Annotated in this window: 14 protein-coding genes; 6 read left to right on the top strand and 8 right to left on the bottom strand. The window is 62.4% G+C overall.

What is annotated here, in order from left to right:
• Entirely contained in the window at nt 1–1,638 is a 1,638-nt protein-coding gene (aceF, locus tag ASB58_RS02280) for a dihydrolipoyllysine-residue acetyltransferase (RefSeq protein ID WP_118129208.1), read from the top strand.
• A 264-nt stretch (nt 1,639–1,902) separates the two neighbouring features.
• On the opposite strand, the gene clpB is transcribed toward aceF, so the two are convergent.
• The 3 genes from clpB to rluD all read right to left on the bottom strand — a co-directional run bounded on the left by clpB (nt 1,903) and on the right by rluD (nt 6,307).
• Nucleotides 1,903–4,470, bottom strand: a complete 2,568-nt coding sequence (gene clpB / locus ASB58_RS02275; protein WP_118129207.1) for an ATP-dependent chaperone ClpB — start codon at nt 4,468–4,470, stop codon at nt 1,903–1,905.
• A 137-nt stretch (nt 4,471–4,607) separates the two neighbouring features.
• Nucleotides 4,608–5,351 (bottom strand): peptidoglycan editing factor PgeF, encoded by a 744-nt coding sequence (gene pgeF, locus ASB58_RS02270; protein ID WP_118129206.1) that lies wholly within the window; start codon nt 5,349–5,351, stop codon nt 4,608–4,610.
• Nucleotides 5,348–6,307 (bottom strand): 23S rRNA pseudouridine(1911/1915/1917) synthase RluD, encoded by a 960-nt coding sequence (rluD, locus tag ASB58_RS02265; protein WP_118129205.1) that lies wholly within the window; start codon nt 6,305–6,307, stop codon nt 5,348–5,350. Before rluD ends, pgeF begins: the two co-directional genes overlap by 4 nt.
• Nucleotides 6,308–6,487: 180 nt before the next feature.
• On the opposite strand from rluD, the gene ASB58_RS02260 reads away from it, so the two are divergent.
• Nucleotides 6,488–7,477 (top strand): outer membrane protein assembly factor BamD, encoded by a 990-nt coding sequence (locus ASB58_RS02260; protein ID WP_118129204.1) that lies wholly within the window; start codon nt 6,488–6,490, stop codon nt 7,475–7,477.
• Between the two features lie 170 nt (nt 7,478–7,647).
• On the opposite strand, the gene ASB58_RS02255 is transcribed toward ASB58_RS02260, so the two are convergent.
• Nucleotides 7,648–9,279, bottom strand: coding sequence for an NAD+ synthase (locus ASB58_RS02255; RefSeq protein ID WP_118129203.1), 1,632 nt, complete (start codon nt 9,277–9,279; stop codon nt 7,648–7,650).
• A 178-nt stretch (nt 9,280–9,457) separates the two neighbouring features.
• On the opposite strand from ASB58_RS02255, the gene ASB58_RS02250 reads away from it, so the two are divergent.
• Genes ASB58_RS02250 through ASB58_RS02240 form a run of 3 tightly spaced genes read left to right on the top strand, consistent with a single transcriptional unit; the run spans nt 9,458 to nt 12,657 of the window.
• Nucleotides 9,458–9,700, top strand: coding sequence for a PP0621 family protein (locus ASB58_RS02250; protein WP_118129202.1), 243 nt, complete (start codon nt 9,458–9,460; stop codon nt 9,698–9,700).
• Complete coding sequence (locus ASB58_RS02245; protein WP_118129201.1) at nt 9,681–11,273, top strand: two-component system sensor histidine kinase NtrB; 1,593 nt, start codon at nt 9,681–9,683, stop codon at nt 11,271–11,273. The genes ASB58_RS02250 and ASB58_RS02245 overlap by 20 nt, the downstream gene beginning before the upstream one ends.
• Nucleotides 11,274–11,310: 37 nt before the next feature.
• The gene (locus tag ASB58_RS02240; protein WP_096003376.1) at nt 11,311–12,657 is read left to right on the top strand and encodes a sigma-54-dependent transcriptional regulator; all 1,347 of its coding nucleotides are present in this window, start codon (nt 11,311–11,313) and stop codon (nt 12,655–12,657) included.
• Between the two features lies 1 nt (nt 12,658).
• Here ASB58_RS02240 and thiO read toward each other — a convergent pair whose 3' ends face one another.
• Nucleotides 12,659–13,765 carry a glycine oxidase ThiO gene (gene thiO, locus ASB58_RS02235; protein ID WP_118129200.1) on the bottom strand — a complete coding sequence of 369 codons (1,107 nt, stop codon included), beginning with the start codon at nt 13,763–13,765 and terminating at the stop codon, nt 12,659–12,661.
• 438 nt (nt 13,766–14,203) lie between these two features.
• Between thiO and mqo the strand changes: the two genes are divergently transcribed.
• Entirely contained in the window at nt 14,204–15,685 is a 1,482-nt protein-coding gene (mqo, locus tag ASB58_RS02230; RefSeq protein WP_118129199.1) for a malate dehydrogenase (quinone), read from the top strand.
• Nucleotides 15,686–15,726: 41 nt separating this feature from the next.
• Here mqo and ASB58_RS02225 read toward each other — a convergent pair whose 3' ends face one another.
• The 3 genes from ASB58_RS02225 to ASB58_RS02215 all read right to left on the bottom strand — a co-directional run bounded on the left by ASB58_RS02225 (nt 15,727) and on the right by ASB58_RS02215 (nt 18,904).
• On the bottom strand, nt 15,727–16,785 hold the full coding sequence (locus tag ASB58_RS02225) for a M48 family metallopeptidase (protein ID WP_181977849.1): 1,059 nt from the start codon (nt 16,783–16,785) through the stop codon (nt 15,727–15,729).
• Complete coding sequence (locus ASB58_RS02220) at nt 16,763–18,046, bottom strand: YjgN family protein (protein WP_181977848.1); 1,284 nt, start codon at nt 18,044–18,046, stop codon at nt 16,763–16,765. Before ASB58_RS02220 ends, ASB58_RS02225 begins: the two co-directional genes overlap by 23 nt.
• A gap of 120 nt (nt 18,047–18,166) precedes the next feature.
• Complete coding sequence (locus ASB58_RS02215) at nt 18,167–18,904, bottom strand: substrate-binding periplasmic protein (protein ID WP_118129196.1); 738 nt, start codon at nt 18,902–18,904, stop codon at nt 18,167–18,169.
• Nucleotides 18,905–19,008: the final 104 nt, after the last annotated feature.

Genomic DNA, 19,008 nt, shown 5'->3' with positions numbered 1-19,008 from the left:
ATGAGTGAACTCATCAAGGTGCCCGACCTCGGCGGTGAAGGCGAGGTCATTGAAATTCTGGTCAAGGAAGGCGATCAGGTCGAAGCTGAACAATCGCTGGCTGTTGTCGAGTCCGACAAGGCCAGCATGGAAATCCCCTCGCCCAAGGCAGGCAAGGTCACGTCGATCAAATTCAAGCTGGGCGACAGCCTGAAAGAGGGCGACCCGCTGATCGAACTGGAAGTCGAGGGCGACGCACAACCCAAGCAGGCAGACAGCAATGAAAAACCTGCCGAAACCGCGCCCAAGGCTGAGCAGAAGCCCGAGCCGAAAGCCGAAGACAGCAAGCCTGCCGCCAGCGCCAGCAGCCGCAGCGAAGCCGTCAAGGTCCCGGATCTGGGTACCGACAGTGCACGCGTGATCGAAATTCTGGTCAGCAAGGGCGATCAGGTCGCAGCCGATCAGTCGCTGCTGGTGCTGGAGTCGGACAAAGCCAGCATGGAGCTGCCCGCACCCTTCTCCGGCGTGATCGAGTCGATCGACATCAAGCTGGAGCAGGACGTCAAGACCGGCGACGTGATCATGCACATGCAGGTCAAGGGCGGCGACAGCTCGGCCAAGCAGGATGCTCAGCCGCAGGCCGCTCCGAGCGCAGAAGCCAAAAGCGAGGCGCCCGCTGCAACCAGCAGCAAGGCCAGCGAAGAGCCGGCCAGCCCGCCGCCCGTCGGTGGCCCCAGCCGCGAAGGCGCCGAGGTACACGCCGGTCCGGCGGTACGGATGCTGGCTCGCGAGTTTGGTATCGACCTGACCGACGTCAAGCCCACCGGCCCGCGTGATCGCATCCTCAAGGAAGACGTGCAGAAACACGTGCAAGCCGTCATGCAGCAACGCAAGGCAGCGCCCGCCGGCGCCACCGGTGGCAGCGGTATCCCGCCGGTGCCGGAGGTCGACTTCTCGCGGTTTGGCGATATCGAAACCGTCGACATGACCCGCCTGCAGCAGGTCGGCGCCAGCAACCTGCACCGCAGCTGGCTCAACGTGCCGCATGTCACCCAGTTCGACCTGGCCGACATCAGCGCGCTGGAAGCCTTCCGCAAGGACCAGAAGGCGGCTGCCGAGAAGGCTGGCGTCAAGCTGACCGTGCTGCCCTTCCTGCTCAAGGCCTGTGCTCATCTGCTGCGTGAGCAGCCGAACTTCAACGTCGCGCTGGCCGGCAACGGCAAGCAACTGATCCAGAAGAAATACGTGCATATCGGCTTTGCCGTCGACACCCCGGACGGCCTGCTGGTGCCGGTGATCCGTGATGTCGACAAGAAGAGCCTGCTGCAGCTGGCAGCGGAAGCGGCCGAACTGGCCGACAAGGCGCGCAACAAGAAGCTCGGAGCCGACGCCATGCAGGGGGCCTGCTTCACCATCTCCAGCCTGGGCCACATCGGCGGCACCTACTTCACGCCGATCGTCAACAGCCCGGAAGTGGCGATTCTTGGGGTCTCCAAGGCGACCATGCAGCCGGTCTGGGATGGTGCGAGCTTCCAGCCACAGCTAATGCTGCCGTTGTCCCTCTCCTACGACCACCGCGCCATCAACGGCGCAGCGGCCGCGCAGTTCACCAGGCGTCTGGGCGAGTTGCTGGGGGATATTCGGACGATGTTGCTGTAACACCCCGGCGGAGAACGCTGCGCGCTTCTCCGCCCTACATCACCTCAACATCAGCGGCACACCGCAGGGCGGAGAATGCCGTAGGCTTGTCCGCGGGGAAGCGAACTGTGGCCGGGCGTGGGACATGCGTTCCGGCCACGACATGTCGTGGCCCTACGGCGAGGGATAACCCTCCCGTCCTCCACCCCAACCTGCCGACATCCGCACACCAACAAAAAACCCCGCACGGTTTCCCGTGCGGGGTTCTCATCGCCGCAATATCAATCAGGCCGTAAACACAAACTCGTCGCTCTCGACCTTCGCGTGAATGGTCACGCCCGGGGCAAAGTCACCAGCCAGAATACGCTGGGCCAGCGGGTTTTCGATCCAGCGCTGCAGTGCCCGCTTGAGCGGCCGTGCACCGTAGACCGGGTCGTAACCGACCGCGACCAGTTTCTCCAGCGCCTCGTCACTGAGCTGCAGATCCAGATCGCGCTCGGCCAGACGCTGACGCAGGCGGCTGAGCTGGATCTCGGCGATACCGGCGATCTGGTCCCTGCCGAGTGGCTCGAACACCACCACCTCATCGACCCGGTTGATAAACTCCGGACGGAAGTGCTGGGTCAGAGCATCCATGACCGCCGCATGCTGCGCTTCGCGATCGCCGACCAGCTCCTGAATCTGCGCTGAGCCCAGGTTGGAGGTCATCACCACCACGGTGTTGCGGAAGTCAACAGTGCGGCCCTGGCTGTCGGTCAGACGGCCGTCTTCCAGCACCTGCAGCAGCACGTTGAACACATCCGGATGCGCCTTTTCGACCTCATCCATCAGGATCACCGAATACGGCTTACGGCGTACCGCCTCGGTCAGATAACCACCCTCCTCGTAGCCAACGTAGCCCGGAGGCGCGCCGATCAGACGAGCGACCGAATGCTTCTCCATGAACTCGGACATGTCGATCCGCACCATGGCCTCTTCGGTATCGAACAGGAACTCGGCCAGCGCCTTGCACAATTCGGTTTTACCGACACCGGTCGGACCAAGAAACATGAACGAGCCACTGGGGCGGTTCGGGTCCGCCAGTCCCGCACGGGAGCGACGCACCGCGTTGGAGACCGCTACCACGGCCTCATGCTGGCCGATCACGCGCTTGTGCAGCGCGTCTTCCATACGCAGCAGCTTGTCGCGCTCACCTTCGAGCATCTTGGACACAGGAATCCCGGTCCACTTGGAGACCACCTCGGCGATTTCCTCGTCGGTCACCTTGTTGCGCAACAACTGGTTCTCCGGCTTGGTGTGCTGCTCGGCCATCTGCTGACTGCGCTCCAGGTCCGGAATAACGCCATACTGCAACTCGGCCATGCGGTTCAGGTCACCCTTGCGGCGGGCTTGCTCCAGCTCCGCCTTGGCCTGCTCGATCTTCTCCTGAATCTGCGCCGAGCCCTGCACGTCGGCCTTTTCCGCCTTCCAGATTTCCTCCAGATCGGCGTATTCGCGCTCAACCCGGGCAATTTCTTCCTTCAATTTCTCCAGCCGCTTGAGCGCCGCGTCGTCGTCTTCTTTTTTCAGTGCTTCACGCTCCACCTTGAGCTGAATCAGGCGACGCTCCAGGCGATCCAGCGCCTCAGGCTTGGAATCGATCTCCATGCGGATACGGCTGGCCGCCTCGTCGATCAGGTCAATCGCCTTATCCGGCAACTGACGGTCGGTGATGTAGCGATGCGACAGCTTGGCGGCAGCAATAATCGCGCCGTCGGTAATGGTGATCTTGTGGTGCACCTCGTAGCGCTCTTTCAGCCCACGCAGAATGGCGATGGTATCTTCTTCAGAGGGCTCGTCGACCAGCACCTTCTGGAAGCGGCGCTCCAGCGCGGCATCCTTTTCAATGTACTGACGGTATTCGTCCAGCGTGGTTGCGCCGACGCAGTGCAGCTCACCGCGCGCCAACGCCGGCTTGAGCATGTTACCCGCATCCATGGAGCCTTCGGCCTTGCCGGCGCCAACCATGGTATGCAGCTCGTCGATAAACAGAATGACGCGGCCTTCCTGCTTGGACAGTTCGTTCAGCACCGCCTTCAGGCGCTCTTCAAACTCGCCACGGAACTTGGCACCGGCAATCAGCGACCCCATATCCAGTGACAGCAGGCGCTTGTCTTTCAGGCCATCCGGCACTTCACCGTTGACGATGCGCTGGGCCAGACCTTCAACGATGGCGGTCTTGCCGACGCCGGGCTCACCGATCAACACCGGGTTGTTCTTGGTACGACGCTGCAGCACCTGTACGGTGCGGCGAATTTCATCGTCACGGCCGATCACCGGATCCAGCTTGCCCTCTTCGGCGCGCTTGGTCAGATCCACGGTGTACTTGTCCAGCGCCTGACGGGATTCCTCGGCGTTCGGGTCGTTGACCGACTCACCGCCGCGCAGGTTGTTGATGGCGTTTTCCAGCGCTTTTTTGGACACGCCCTGCCCCAGCAGCAGCTTGCCGGCGGTGGTGTTGTCATCCATCGCCGCGAGCAGCACCAGCTCACTGGAAATAAACTGGTCGCCCTGCTTCTGTGCCAGGCGGTCGGCCTGATTCAGCAGGCGCGCCAGCTCCTGCGACAGGCTGACGTCGCCGGTCGGGTTGCTGACAGTGGGCAAGCGCTCCAGCGCCTCGCCCAAGGAGGCGCGCAGGGCGGCAATGTCAAAGCCCACCTGCATCAGCAGCGGCTTGACCGAGCCGTGCTGCTGCTCAATCAGCGCCAGCAACAGGTGCAGTGGGTCAATCTGAGCGTGATCGCGGCCGACCGCCATAGACTGGGCGTCGGACAGGGCGACTTGGAGCTTGCTGGTCATACGGTCAATGCGCATGAGTAAAAGTCCTCTAATCTGAAGCCCGACCGAACAGTTCGAAGCGGGCGTATTCATCTACGATGACACAGTTATGAGGTCGATTATTGCGCTTTCAAGTGACCCCATGATGATTAGGGTCAATTTTTTGTCGCCTTTTAGCCGGCGACTGGCGACTCCAGCCAGATAAGGGAGGCGAAGCGTCCGGTCTGGCCATCGCGGCGGTAGGAAAAGAACCGCGCCGCATCGGACCAGGTGCACTCTTCACCGCCATATACCTGGCGGACACCGACATCAGCCAGACGCTGACGGGCAAGTTGATACAGATCGGCAAACCAGTGCCCTTCGCGCTCGGCCGGAGCAAAGGCGCTCGCGGCCCGGGCATCGGCCTTGATGAAGGCGTCACGCACCTCTGGCCCTACCTCAAAGGCAGCAGGACCGATGGCGGGCCCAAGCCATACCAGCAGCTCACTGGCCGAGCCACCGAGCCGGCGCACGGTCTGCTCCAGCACACCGTCGAGCAGTCCGCGCCAGCCCGCATGAGCAGCCGCGACGCGACTGCCCTCGCGATCAGTGAACAGCACCGGCAAACAATCGGCGGTCATGATGGTGCAAGCGATACCCGGCTGGTCGGTCCAACTGGCGTCTGCCTCAAGCACCTGCGTCGGGTCGGCCTTGCATACCTCAGTGCCATGCACCTGGGTCAACCAGGCGGGCTGACACCCCAGCACCCGCTCCAGCTCGGCGCGGTTGGCAGCAACATGGGCGGGGACATCGCCCACATGGTCACCCAGGTTGAATCCTTTCCACACGCCCTGGCTGCAGCCGCCACGGCGCGTGGTGATACAGGTGCGCACGTGCGCTGGCGCAGGCCACTCGGCGCTCATCCACAGCATGCTCATTCGCCGATCTCACCATCCTCGCGCAGCAGCGCCAGCAGATACTGCATGTCCGCAGGTAGCGGCACCTGCCAGCTCATGTGACGGCCATCGTCGGGATGCTCCAGCTCAAGACGGCGAGCGTGCAGCGCCTGACGCGGAAACTCGCGCAGCTCCTTGATCAGTTCAGGGCTGGCACCCGGCGGGATGCGCAGACGCCCGCCGTACACCGGATCGCCGACCAGCGGAAAGTGGATATAGCTCATATGCACGCGAATCTGGTGCGTGCGCCCGGTTTCCAGCTTGACCTTGACGTGGGTATGGGCGCGGAAGCGGTTGATCACGCGGTAGTGACTGATCGCCTGCTTGCCGCCGGCGACCACCGCCATCTTCTGGCGCTGGGTGCCGTGCCGAGCAATCGGCTGATCCACCTTGCCCCCAGCCGTCATCACACCGGTCACCACGCACTCATACTCGCGACTGACCGTGCGCGCCTGCAGCTGGGCCACCAGATCGGTCTGCGACTCGATGGTCTTGGCGACCACCATCAGGCCGGTAGTGTCTTTATCCAGGCGGTGCACGATGCCCGCACGCGGGACCTTGGCCAGCTCCGGGCAATGGTGCAGCAGTGCATTAAGCAGCGTACCGTCCTGGTGTCCCGCCGCCGGGTGCACCACCAGACCCGCCGGCTTGTTGATCACCAGCAGGGCGCTGTCTTCATACAAAATGTCCAGCTCGATCGCCTCGGGCTGCCACTCGCCCTGCACTTCCCGCTCGGCATCCAGGGTCAGCTCCTCGCCACCGTAAACGCTATCGCGAGTACGCTTGCGTTCACCATCAACCAGCAGGCTGCCGTCCTTGATCCAGCCCTGCAGGCGTGAGCGCGAAAAGTCCGGGAACAATTGCGCCGCGACCTGGTCAAGGCGTTGACCACCCGACTCCGGGCTGACCTGTGCGGACAAACGAATACGATCTGACATGAGGGAACTCGCTGGGGACAGAAGGCGCTGGCAATGGCCGCAATCGCTTTTTGGATTCAACCGGGCGCTGTGGTTAAATACGGCCTGTCCGGAGAGTCCGGACGAGGCTGTAGAAGCCCCAAACTATAACAGGACGGCCGCACTGGAAACAGCGCGACCCGCCCATTCGGATGTCATGATATGTCGCTGAAACATCTGCTGCTGGTCGGCGCACTGGCACTGCTGGCCGCGTGCTCCTCTAACGCCCCAGTCATTGACGAGTCGCTCAGCGAGTCTGAGCTGTACCGCAAGGCACAGGTAGACCTGGACGCCAAAAACTACGGCGCCGCCATCGAGACCCTGCGCGCGCTGGAAGCTCGCTATCCCTTCGGCCGCTACGCCGACCAGGCTCAGCTCGAACTGATTTACGCCTACTATCAGAACGTCGAGGCCGAAGCCGCCACCGCATCGGCTGACCGCTTCATCCGTCTGCATCCGACTCACCCGAACGTCGACTACGCCTACTACATCCGCGGCCTGGCGTCATTCAACCGTGACCGCGGGATTATCGAACGCTTCCTGCCGCTGGACATGACCCGTCGCGACCCGGGTGCTGCGCGCGACTCGTTCAACGACTTCGCTCAGCTGATCAATCGCTACCCCAACAGCCAATACGCCCCGGACGCCCGTGCGCGCATGGTCTATCTGCGCAACCTGCTGGCGGCCTATGACGTCAACGTTGGCCACTACTACCTCAAGCGTGGCGCCTATCTGGCCGCCGCCAACCGCGGTCGCTACATTGTCGAGAATTTCCAGCAGACACCGGCCGTGGGCGATGGCCTGGCGCTGATGGTGGCAGGCTACGACCGCCTGGCCATGTATGACCTGGCCGACAGCGCATTGCAGACCCTGCAGCTCAATTACCCCGAGCATCCCGCCCTGGTCGACGGCAAGTTCAAGCACCACGTCGAGCCGGCCGAAGCCGATCTGGACTGGCTGGAGGCGACCTCGGTTGGGGTGATCGACGCCGTGACTGCTCCGCCGCCCCGCATGGCCAAAACCCAGATGGAGCGCGAGATGGAACGCCAATACCAAGACGCCGTTGACGCCCTGCCCCGCGAAATTCGCGTCGGTGGCCAGGAAGCCGGCCGCACCTTCTGGAACAAGATCACCTTCGGCCTGATCGACTAAGCTACACCCCACAAAAAAGCCCGCCACGGCGTTTGCCTTGGCGGGCTTTTTTTGTGGGGCAGCTGCAAGCCTCAAGCGGCAAGTAAAAGCAGTGCGGTGTAGCTCTTGGTTTTTAGCTTGCGGCTTGTGGCTTGTGGCTTGTAGCTGCCGGCCAACGGCCGGCTGGCCGGCTAATCCTCCATCCCCCACCCCGAAGTGATCGGATAGCGACGATCGCGACCGAAGCCGCGCTGGGTTATGCGCGCGCCCACGGCGGCCTGCCTGCGCTTGTATTCGTTCAGATCGACCAGCCGCACTACGCGTTTGACCACATCTTCATCAAAACCGGCAGCGACAATGGCGCTGGCGGACAGGTCATGCTCGATATACAGACGCAGAATCTCGTCCAGCACCGGATAAGGCGGCAGCGAGTCTTCGTCTTTCTGGTCGGGCGCCAGCTCGGCGGATGGCGGGCGATCAATGACGCGCTGCGGGATCGCCGGGCCCAACGTATTGCGGTACTCGGCCAGCCGGAATACCAGCGTTTTGGGCACATCCTTGAGCACATCAAAGCCGCCAGCCATGTCGCCGTAGAGTGTGGCGTAACCCACGGCCATCTCACTCTTGTTACCGGTGGTCAACACCAGCGCGCCGGTCTTGTTGGACAGCGCCATCAACAAAGTGCCTCGGCAGCGTGCCTGCAGGTTTTCCTCGGTGGTATCGCGCGGCAGCCCTTCAAACACCGGCTCCAGCGTTTGCATAAATGCTTCAACCATGGGGGCAATGGGCAGCACCCGGTAGTGTACGTGCATGGTGCGCGCCTGGGCTTCGGCGTCCTCCAGGCTCATGCCCGAGGTGTAGTGGTAGGGCATCATCACCGCCTCTACCCGCTCCGCGCCCAGCGCATCCACAGCAACTGCCAGAGTCAAGGCCGAGTCGATGCCGCCAGACAGCCCCAGCACCACGCCCTTGAAGCCGTTCTTGTTGACGTAGTCGCGGACACCGGTCACCAGCGCCTGATAAACACTGGCCTCCACCTCCGGCATGGCGGCCACGGCGCCTTGGCGCAGCCTTACCTGGTTCTGGTCAAAGTGCACATCCACCGGATACAGCCCCTCGGTAAACGCTTCGACCCGACAGGCGATCTGTCCGTCGGCGGTGACCGCTACCGAGCCGCCATCAAACACCAACTCATCCTGGGCACCCACCTGGTTCACGTAGACGATGGGCATACCGCCCTCCGCAGCGCGGCCGGCGAGCATGACCTCGCGCTCACGCTGCTTGTCCATATGGAACGGCGAGGCATTGAGGTTGAGCATCAGCCGGGCACCGGCGTCCCTGGCCTGAGCCATTGGCTGCGGATGCCAGATATCCTCGCAGACCGTGACAGCCACGGGCAGGCCATCGATCTCCAGCAAACAGCATTCCTCACCCTCGGTGAAGTAACGCTTTTCATCAAACACGCGGTAGTTGGGTAGTTGCTGCTTGGCGTAGGACGCCAGCATGCGCCCATCGGCAATCACTGCGGCCTTGTTGTAGCAGACATCACCCTCCTGCCAGGGGTAGCCAACCACCATGTAAATGCCCGAAACCTCTTCGCACAGGCTATCCAACGCACGACTGATGCGCGCCTGCATGCTGGAGCGCAGCAGCAGATCTTCCGGTGGATAACCACACAGCGACAGCTCGGGAAACACGATGACCCGGGCACCCAGCTCGTCGCGGGCGTGCCGGGCAGCCTCGATAATGCGCGCCAGATTCCCCGGAATATCACCCACCCGCATGTTCAGCTGGGCCATCACGATGCGCAATGTCGCCGTCATGTTGCTTCTCCTGACTCAAGATGCGGCCTATTGTCCGGCAAGCGCTGCGCACCCGCAATCGCAAGATGGCTTTGGCGAGGGCGGGCCATGGGATACACTGGAGCCCGCTGCTCAATTGCACACGCGTTGCCGCATGCAAAGGTAACGCCCGACTCCACTCTCGACACAAGCCTGTTTCATGGGACTAATCAAACTCATCTTTCTTGCCCTGCTGGTGTGGTTCGCCCTGCGCCTGTGGCGCGGCCTGCAGCGACAGCAGGCAACTCAACGCCAACAGCAGAGCGCGCGAGCGCAGCAGGAGCCGCCGCTGATGGTGCGCTGTGCGCAGTGCCATGTACACCTGCCACAGGACAGCGCCCTGCGCGCCAACGACCACTGGTACTGCTGCGCGGAACACCGGGATGAGCACAGCCAGCACTGAACGCATAGATTCCCAGCGCCCACGCATACTGCGTCTGTACAACCTGTATCGGGTTATTCTGGGCTTCGGCCTGACGCTGCTGACCAGCTCGGCGCTGCGCGAAGGGGTACTGTCGGTGAGCGACGCCGACGTCTACGCCAAGGCCAGCTGGATCTATCTGTTTATCAACGTACTGATCGCACTGTCGCTGCATCGCGGTCGACGCGATCTGCACCTGTTCATCCTCGCGGTACTGGATATCGGCCTGCTGGGCGTGATCTTTTACGCGGCCGGCGGCATCGGCAGCGGCTTCGGCAACCTGCTGATCATTCCGGTCGCCATCGGCAACGTCCTGCTGCACGGGCGAATTGGCCTGTTGCTGCCGGCTCTGGCCAGTCTGGTGCTGATCTACCTGACCTTCTTCCTCAGCCTGACCCATCCGTACATCGGCCAAAGCTACCTGCAGGCCGGCGTGCTCGGCGCCATCTACTTCGCCGTTGCCATGTTCGTACAGCGAGTCAGCCGCCGCCTGCACCTGTCCGAGATACTCGCGCGCGAACAGGCCGCCAGCCTGGCCAGCATGGAGCAGCTCAACCAACTGATCATCCAGCGCATGCGCACCGGCATTCTGGTGGTCTCGGACGACCAGCGCGTGGTTACCAGCAACGAGGCCTGTGCCCAGATGCTCGGTCGCGAGTTGCCCACCGGCGCCAAACTCGAACGCATTGCACCAGAGCTGGAGCAGCGGCTGCGTCAATGGCAGCGCAACCCCTCGGTGCGCGGCACCTCCTTCCACAGCCACAGCGGCGGGGCCGAGCTGATGGCCAACTTCAAGCCGCTCGGCGACAGCAGCAAGGGCAGTATTCTGGTCTTTCTGGACGACAACACCCAGGTGGCGCAGCAAGCTCAGCAGCTGAAACTGGCATCCCTTGGCCGCCTCACCGCCAGCATCGCCCATGAAATCCGCAATCCGCTGGGTGCCATCAGCCACGCAGCCCAGTTGCTCAACGAGTCCGACCTGTTGTCGCGTCAGGACCTGCGCCTGACCGAGATCATCCAGCAGCACTCTCAGCGCATGAACCGGGTCATCGAGACCGTGCTAGAGCTGTCCCGACGCCGCCCCAGCGAGCCGCAACTGCTGGACCTGGCGCTCTGGACCTCCGCCTTTCTGCAGGACTTTCGCGCCGCACACCCGGCCACGGACAGCATCGATTGCGAGATCGAAAAAGAAGGCATTCTGACCCGTATCGACCCCAATCAGCTGACCCAAGTGGTCAACAACCTGTGCCATAACGCCCTGCGCTACAGCGGCGAACCCGGCACGCCCCGGACCATTTACCTGCGCCTGTACCTGCACGCTGACACGCAGCTGCCCACACTGGAGGTCATCGATCACGGCCCCGGCGTTGCCAGTGAGCATGTCGGACACATCTTCGAGCCCTTCTACACAACCGAGAACAGCGGTACCGGCCTTGGCCTGTATATCTCCCGAGAACTGTGCGAAAGCAACCAGGCTCGCCTGGAGTGCGACAGTGTGGAACCACATGGCTGCTGCATGCGCATCACCTTCGCGCACCCCAAACGACTGGTATGATGGGCGTCCACGGACAGACAGGAGACAGGCGCAGCCCATGACTCGACCCACGGTGCTGATCATTGACGATGAACCGGACATTCTCGAACTGCTGGAGATGACGCTGGGGCGCATGGACCTGTTGACCCGCCGCGCCAGCACGCTGGAACAGGCGCTCGCACTGCTCGAGGGCGAGACGTTTGCCCTGTGCCTGACCGACATGCGCCTGCCTGACGGCGACGGCATGGCCATCGTGCGGCATATTCAGCAGCACTGCCCAGCCACCCCCGTGGCCATGATTACCGCCTTCGGCAGCCTGGACACCGCCATCAATGCCCTCAAGGCCGGCGCCTTCGATTTTCTAACCAAGCCGGTCGACCTGACCAGACTGCGCGAGCTGGTCGCCACTGCGCTCAGGCTCAACCAGCCAAAGCCGGACAACGGCCCCGCCAGCGATGACGACCCGCTGCTGGGTATCTCCCCGCCTATCGAGCGCCTGCGCAGGCAGATCGGCAAGCTGGCGCGCAGCCAGGCGCCGCTGTATATCAGCGGTGAGTCAGGGAGCGGCAAGGAACTGGTCGCGCGGCGCATCCATGCACTGAGTCCGCGCGCAGACCAGCCCTTTGTGCCGGTCAACTGCGGTGCCATCCCATCCGAGCTGATGGAAAGCGAGTTTTTCGGCCACCGCAAGGGCAGCTTCACCGGCGCGGTCGCCGACAAGCCCGGCCTGTTTCAGGCCGCCAATCACGGCACCCTGTTTCTGGATGAGGTGGCGGACCTGCCGATGGCCATGCAGGTCAAGCTGCTGCGCGCCATCCAGGAAAAAGCGGTGCGGCCACTGGGCAGCCAACGCGAGGAACCGATCGATGTCCGCCTGCTGTGCGCCACGCACAAGGATCTGGCCGCCGAAGTGGCGCAGGGGCATTTTCGCCAGGATCTGTTTTATCGTATCAACGTGATCGAGCTGCAGGTGCCACCGCTACGCGAGCGGCGCGAAGACCTGCCACTGCTGATCCGGCATATTCTTGCGCGTCTTGCCCAGCGCAACGGTACGCCCGCACCACGCCTGACCGACAGCGCCATGGAGCGCCTGCAGAGCTATCGCTTCCCGGGTAACGTGCGCGAACTGGAGAACGCGCTGGAACGTGCCTTTACCCTGTGCGACGAGCAGCAGATTGATGCCGGTGATCTTTACCTTAGCCCCTGCACTGCGAGCCAGGGCGACGATAGCCCGGACCTCAGCCAGATTGATCACCTGGAAGACTATCTGGATAACATCGAACGCCAGGCGATCACCCAGGCACTGGAAGAAACCCGCTGGAACAAGACCGCCGCAGCGAAGCGGCTGGGCCTGACCTTCCGCTCGCTGCGTTATCGCCTGAAAAAGCTCGGGCTCGACGACTGAATCAACCGTGGCAAAGTCGCGCATCCGGCAGATAGGGCGCCGGATCGATGGCCGGCGCACGCTCCAGCAGCAGATCAGCCAGCAGGCGGCACGACGCCGGCGCCAGCACCAGACCATTACGATAGTGTCCCAGGTTCAGCCATAGCCCCGGCCGCGCAGCGAGCGGCCCGATATAGGGTACGCCGTCGGGCGAGCCCGGTCGCAGGCCCGCCCACTGGGCGACAGGCGTTTGCTGCGCCAGCGCAGGCAACAGCGCTTCGGCGCTCTGGCGCAGGGAGGTCAGCGCCTGTTCGGTGGTGGTTTTATCGTAGCCCGCATGCTCCAGCGTACTGCCGATCAGAATGTGTCCATCACGCCGGGGAATGGCATAGCGCCCCTCGGCCATCACCATCGACGGCAACCAGCCGGGCTCCATGCGGTACAGCAGCATCTGCCCCTTCACCGGCTCAACCGGCAGCGTCAGCCCCTCAGCGGCCAGCCAGTCCCCGCCCCAGGCGCCAGCACAGAGCACCACGGCATCGCCGCTCACCACACCGCCGGCGATCTGCACACCGGTAATCCGCCCGGCATCACGCTGCAGCCCTAGTGCGGCGCAGTGCTCACGCAGCACAAAACCGTCAAACTGCAGCAGCCGCGCGCGCAGGGCTTTCATCAGCCGAGGATTACGCACGTTCGCCAGATCAGCCTGCCATAGCGCACCGGCCAACCCCGTCGCCAGCGGCGGCACCTGGCGATAGATGAACTGCTCATCGACATGCTGCAACGGCCGGTCCTGCTGCGCTGCCCACTGCACGGCCTGATCCTGTTCATCCAGGTCCAGCCACAGCAACCCGCAGGGCTGCACCTCAGGATCAATGCCGGTGTCCGCCAGCAGGTGCCGCGCCAGGGCGCCGTAATAGTCCTGCGACCAGCGCGCCAGTGCACTGATGGGTGCGCTGTAGCGCCAGGGGTAGAGCGGCGACACGATACCGCCGCCGGCCCAGGACGCCTCACGTCCCAGCTCGCCGCGCTCCAGCAGGGTTACGCGACACCCCGCCTGCAACAACTCCAGCGCCGTCAGACAGCCCATCACACCACCACCAACGATCACCACATCTCGCATCCACATCCCCTTTTTTCAAGGTAAAACTGGCGCCAATTGCAGCGCGCAAAAAAACACAAAGTCTGTCCTGTTACCGGCATTTGCGACCAAAGTCGGTCATTGCGCCTGCCGCTTTGGCCCAATGCAGGGCTGCAGCGCCTGTCACCCGAACAGAGAAACCGGTATGATACGCCTTCTCTGAACTACTCCAATGGCAGATCACCGTCCGTCCATTGAGCCCTGGCCGGCAATTCCACACGAAGTGCCAACCGCAACATCATCAGCCAACACTGATAACACATGCCCGGGCGTTCGGAGCTGACAGCACACATTGCTTGACGTGCTCTCGGCGCAGCCAAAAGCGTCAGCCGAGGACAAGCCCGTTTGCTAGCCGCCCCGACATTGGCCAGTATGATCACTGGAGAGCTCAGGCTCCTTGATTTTTAGCAAAGAGGCGACAGGTAAATGACGGCAACGAACGTGGATGTATTGCTGGTCGGTGGTGGTGTCATGAGCGCCACCCTGGGAATGTTGCTCAAACAGCTGGATCCCGCCATGACCATTACCCTGGTCGAACGTCTGGATCACGTGGCCCATGAAAGCACCGACGGCTGGAACAACGCAGGCACCGGGCACGCCGGCTACTGCGAGCTGAACTACACTCCCGAAGACCAGAATGGCAATGTCACCATTGAGCGCGCGCTGGCAATCAACGCGTCCTTTGAAGTAACCCTGCAGTTCTGGAGCTACCTGGTAGAACAGGGCATCATCCAGAACCCCTCGGACTTCATCAATGCCACCGCGCACCAGAGCTTCGTCTGGGGTGAAAAGGACGTTGCCTTCCTGCGCAAGCGTCACGAACTACTGAGCAATCACCACCTGTTTGCCGAAATGAAGTTCAGCCAGTCCCCCGAACAGCTGCGCGAGTGGATGCCGCTGATCATGTCCAGTCGCGACACCAATGTGCCCTTCGCCGCCACCCGCGTCGAACATGGCTCCGACGTCGACTTTGGTTCACTCACCCGCCGCATGATCGCCCACCTGGAGCAGCAGGACGGCTTCGACCTGCGCCTCAGTCACTCGGTCAAGTCACTACGCAAAAGCAAGCGCGGCCATTGGCGCGTGGTGGTCGAGGACGAGAAAACCGGCAAGGATCTGGAGATCAACGCCAAGTTCGTCTTCCTCGGCGCCGGCGGCGGCTCCCTGCCGCTGCTGCAAAAATCCAACATCGACGAAAGCCAGGGCTACGGCGGCTTTCCGGTCAGCGGCCAATGGCTGGTCTGCCAGGACCAGGACGTGGTCAAACGCCACAGCTCCAAGGTTTACGGCAAGGCACCGGTCGGCGCTCCGCCGATGTCGGTTCCACACCTGGATACGCGCATCATCAATGGCAAACCGGCACTGCTGTTCGGGCCATTTGCCGGCTTTACCACCAAGTTCCTGAAGAAAGGGTCGGTGTTTGACCTGTTTTCCTCGGTCAAGCCCTACAACGTGGCACCAATGATGGCGGTTGGTCGCGACAACATGGATCTGACCAAGTATCTGATTGCCGAGTCGTTCCAGTCGCACAAGGATCGCGTTGCCTCGCTGCGCAACTTCTTCCCGGATGCTCAGGAGAAGAACTGGAAGCTGCAGAACGCCGGCATGCGCGTACAGATCATCAAGAAGGACGCCAAGGGCCACGGCAAACTGGAATTTGGTACCGAGATTGTCGCCGCCAAAGACGGCACCCTGGCTGCGCTGCTGGGCGCCTCCCCTGGCGCCTCGACTGCAGTGCAGGCCATGATCGATGTGCTCGAACGTTGCTTCAAGGATCGTATTGCCAGCCCCGAGTGGCAAGCGCGCATGCGCGAGCTGGTGCCCTCCTACGGCCAGTCGCTGGTCAACGATGGCGCACTGCTGAAGCAGGTACGTGAGCGCACGCTGAGCACCCTCAAACTGCGCTGAGGCGCGCCGTGCAGGGTCTGCCGATACAACGTCAGCAGACCCTACTGGGCCGCCTGAAAGCGCTCAATCCGCTCAGGCGTCGGCGGGTGGGTCGACAGGAAGCGAGCCACTGAATCCTCGTCATCGCCCTCACCCGGCGGATCCAGCCGCTGCATGATATCGACAAAGCGCGTCGGCGGAATCTGCCGGGCACGCAACATATCCAGCGCAAAGTCGTCTGCTTCCTCTTCCATACCGCGCCGATAGGCCAGGGTTGCCATCAAGGCCGGCACACCCGCCACCAGATCAGAAGCAGCCGAGATATCACCGGTCATCGAGGCCATGACAAACACCAGCAATGAGCCCTGCACCAGATTGCGCATGCCATGGCGGTGGACCGCGTGGCCCGCTTCGTGCGCCAGCACTGCTACCAGCTCATCATCGTGCTGCGCCAGCTCCACCATCTCGTCGGTGAAGACCAGATGACCGCCCGGCAAGGCAAAGGCATTGGCGCCCAACGCCGGTGCCGAACGAAAATGCACCTTCAGGGTACGCTCAGGATACTGCTCGGTAAGCCATTGCAGGCTCGGTTGCATATGGGCTAGCAGCGCCTGCTGCCTAGCCTCGGTCAGCTCGCTTGGATCAGCCCAGGTACGGTCAATGGCATCCAGCGCTTCACTGCCGGCCAGCTCCTCCAGCGACTCAGGCAGCATGTGGGCGATTCGATCCGATGCCCAAGGCACACCCCAGACCACACCGCCCACCATCAACGCCACCGTCACCAGCAAGGACAGCACAATCAGCCGAGGGCTGATCTCCAGCCGATGCAACCACAGCGTACCAGAGGTTGAAGAGCGCAGCGCCCGGACCAGTGCCTGCACGCCCGCCACATCGGTCGACTCCAGCACAGCGCCATCAGCCAGATGCAGATAGCAGCCAGCGCTGCCAACCTGCATACCAAGACGCACCTGATCAGCTGCAAACTGCAGACGCTCGCCGCTTTCCAGACGCAATTCCAGCTGACCCGCATCGACACGGGCCTCGGCAGCACGCGCCTGACTGGACTGGCCGTCGAAGTAGCGGCCAGTCACAAGCCCATCAGCCAAAGCCGAAGCCGACATCAAAGGCGTCCCCCAGCTCCATGCCGACGGCACCGGCGTGCTGCGCCTCACCGGCGATAAAGCCATCCAGATCGCCAGCCACTTCCATCTCGGAACAGGACGCGCGATAACGCGCCATGCGCACCTTCGCCCAGGGAGTGAAGAAGCCCATGGTCAGCAGAATCAGCAGGGAGTTGGTGAAGAAAATCCAGACTATCCGACGCTTGCCCAGACTGGAGGCAAAGCCGTGGTCCTCCAGCTTGATGCTGTCGATCACCAGGTTGGTCAGCCCCGCCATAAAGTAGCCAAACAAGGCCAGATAGGCAGCCATCGCAAAGACCGCCATGAGCGGCTGATACACCAGCGACAGCACACCACCGATAAGCAGCAGGCCGGCAAACACGCCCAGCACCTTGAGAAAGAACAGATACACCTGCCCCACGCTCAGGTTCAGCGCAAAGGCGCTGCGACCATAACGAGCGCTATCGGTGAGAAACTGGTGCCAGCGCTGCACGGCCAGCGGCAATAGCAGGCCCAGCGTAAGGAGACCCGCCAGCGGCCACAGATAAACCACCTTGACCGCCTGCCAGTAGGTGCCGACAAAGTCGAAGCGAATATTGCGGTAGGCGCTGTTGATCGCATGAAATTTGAGCGAACGAGTAATGATCCAGGGCACCAGCGGGATAAAGATCACCAGCAGCGCCATGGCCGCAATCGGGAAGAAGTTGGAGGCAATTGACCAGACAATAAACGCTGCCACCGCCACCAGCCGCCCGCGAAAGATCACCCAGGGGTCGGCCAGATACTGAAAGCTCTGCTTCTCTAGCACGGTGTGGCCATAGAAATACTGCAGGTTACGCACCTTGGCCCAGGGGGCGTAAAAGCCCAGCGTCACCACCATCAGCAAGATGTTGACGATCCAGATACCAAAGTACTCGCTGCCATTGCCGGTAAACTGGAATGGCGCCATACGCCGCTGCGGCATGCCGGACGCTGGCTGCTGAATTGGCGACGTCGGCGGCGCCGGTGGTACCGGCGGCGCTGATGACGTAGCACCGACAGGCAACACTTCGGTAATCAGACCGGCGTCTGCCAGGCGTTGCTGGTAGCGCTCGGCCATGGCCTGCGACAGGCCGGATTTGATCGTGACTGGCGTGCCGTTAAGCAGCCGGTCGAGTTGCTTGCTGCCAAACCCCAGGCGCAGCAGATTGTCGCGAAGCTGCTGTTCGTCAATAGCGGAGTCCCGCTCGCCCTTGCAACGTACCTTGAAAGTGTCTTGCATCGCAGACCGTCCCTTGCCGTTAATCATCCTGTCCGGGTAACACCAATCGATGGCCGGACGGGGCGGCCATTCAACCAAGCCGCGCGATCAGGCGCAAGCTTACCGAGGCCTATATGTCGACTATTGCCGCGTCACATCCATATCAACCCCCTCATCGACCAGCGCGTCGAAGGCTTGATCCAGCCGATTCAGCAGTACCCGGGCATCGGCTCGCTGGCGCGACACAAACAAACGCATAGCCGGCTGATCAACCGCGACATGCGGCAGCGCCTGCATACCCAGCGTGTTCAGTGCGGCGGCCACCTGACCGCGGTAATCCAGCAAATAATCTCCGCGCCCACGCAGCAACATGCGAATGGCGCCGGTATGCGAGCTGCTGGAACGCGTCTGCAGCGCCAGCCGAGGGTCCTGTAAGGTGCGCGAAACAGGCAGACTATAGCTGTAGTTGGTGATCAGGATCAGCGTGCGTCCACGCAAGCTCTCCGGCCAGTTGGGCGTCGCCTCATCAGGGCGGTAGTAAAGATTGATCGGCAAGGCGCCAAAGCTGGAGTGACTCTGCAGCGTATAAGCCTCCAGGTCCACCTGGTTGTTCAGCCCCAGCCACAGATCCAGCTCGCCGGACATCAGTCCGAGGCGAACCCGGGCCACAGGCAGCAGCCGAATCTCGCTGGCATAGCCGGCACGCTCCAGCAAACGCCGAATCACGCGCACCGCGTGGCCGTCGGCACGCTGGTCAGCATCGTATTCGGCATAGTCGGGGTACGGCAGCATAGCCACACGCAGGGGCGCGTGCGGTTCTGCCCAAGCGTGCGGCAGCCAGCACAGCGCAAGCAAAAACATCATTGCCAGACACTTCATGGCCAGTCTCTTGTTGTTACACCGGCATCCATCAGCGCACGGCGGTTTTGCCAGCATATAACCAAATGCCCCATTTTGAGACATAAAAAAACCCACGATCTTGA

This window comes from Pseudomonas abyssi (genome assembly GCF_003444685.1).
In the GTDB taxonomy this organism is placed as follows: Bacteria; Pseudomonadota; Gammaproteobacteria; order Pseudomonadales; family Pseudomonadaceae; genus Halopseudomonas; species Halopseudomonas abyssi.
This window is presented reverse-complemented; position numbering and strand designations above follow the sequence as displayed.

Coding starts and splice junctions, on each gene's coding strand:
- aceF (WP_118129208.1), top strand. CDS start 1: ATGAGTGAACTCATCAAGGTGCCCGACCTCGGCGGTGAAGGCGAGGTC.
- clpB (WP_118129207.1), bottom strand. CDS start 4,470: ATGCGCATTGACCGTATGACCAGCAAGCTCCAAGTCGCCCTGTCCGAC.
- pgeF (WP_118129206.1), bottom strand. CDS start 5,351: ATGAGCATGCTGTGGATGAGCGCCGAGTGGCCTGCGCCAGCGCACGTG.
- rluD (WP_118129205.1), bottom strand. CDS start 6,307: ATGTCAGATCGTATTCGTTTGTCCGCACAGGTCAGCCCGGAGTCGGGT.
- ASB58_RS02260 (WP_118129204.1), top strand. CDS start 6,488: ATGTCGCTGAAACATCTGCTGCTGGTCGGCGCACTGGCACTGCTGGCC.
- ASB58_RS02255 (WP_118129203.1), bottom strand. CDS start 9,279: ATGACGGCGACATTGCGCATCGTGATGGCCCAGCTGAACATGCGGGTG.
- ASB58_RS02250 (WP_118129202.1), top strand. CDS start 9,458: ATGGGACTAATCAAACTCATCTTTCTTGCCCTGCTGGTGTGGTTCGCC.
- ASB58_RS02245 (WP_118129201.1), top strand. CDS start 9,681: ATGAGCACAGCCAGCACTGAACGCATAGATTCCCAGCGCCCACGCATA.
- ASB58_RS02240 (WP_096003376.1), top strand. CDS start 11,311: ATGACTCGACCCACGGTGCTGATCATTGACGATGAACCGGACATTCTC.
- thiO (WP_118129200.1), bottom strand. CDS start 13,765: ATGTGGATGCGAGATGTGGTGATCGTTGGTGGTGGTGTGATGGGCTGT.
- mqo (WP_118129199.1), top strand. CDS start 14,204: ATGACGGCAACGAACGTGGATGTATTGCTGGTCGGTGGTGGTGTCATG.
- ASB58_RS02225 (WP_181977849.1), bottom strand. CDS start 16,785: ATGTCGGCTTCGGCTTTGGCTGATGGGCTTGTGACTGGCCGCTACTTC.
- ASB58_RS02220 (WP_181977848.1), bottom strand. CDS start 18,046: ATGCAAGACACTTTCAAGGTACGTTGCAAGGGCGAGCGGGACTCCGCT.
- ASB58_RS02215 (WP_118129196.1), bottom strand. CDS start 18,904: ATGAAGTGTCTGGCAATGATGTTTTTGCTTGCGCTGTGCTGGCTGCCG.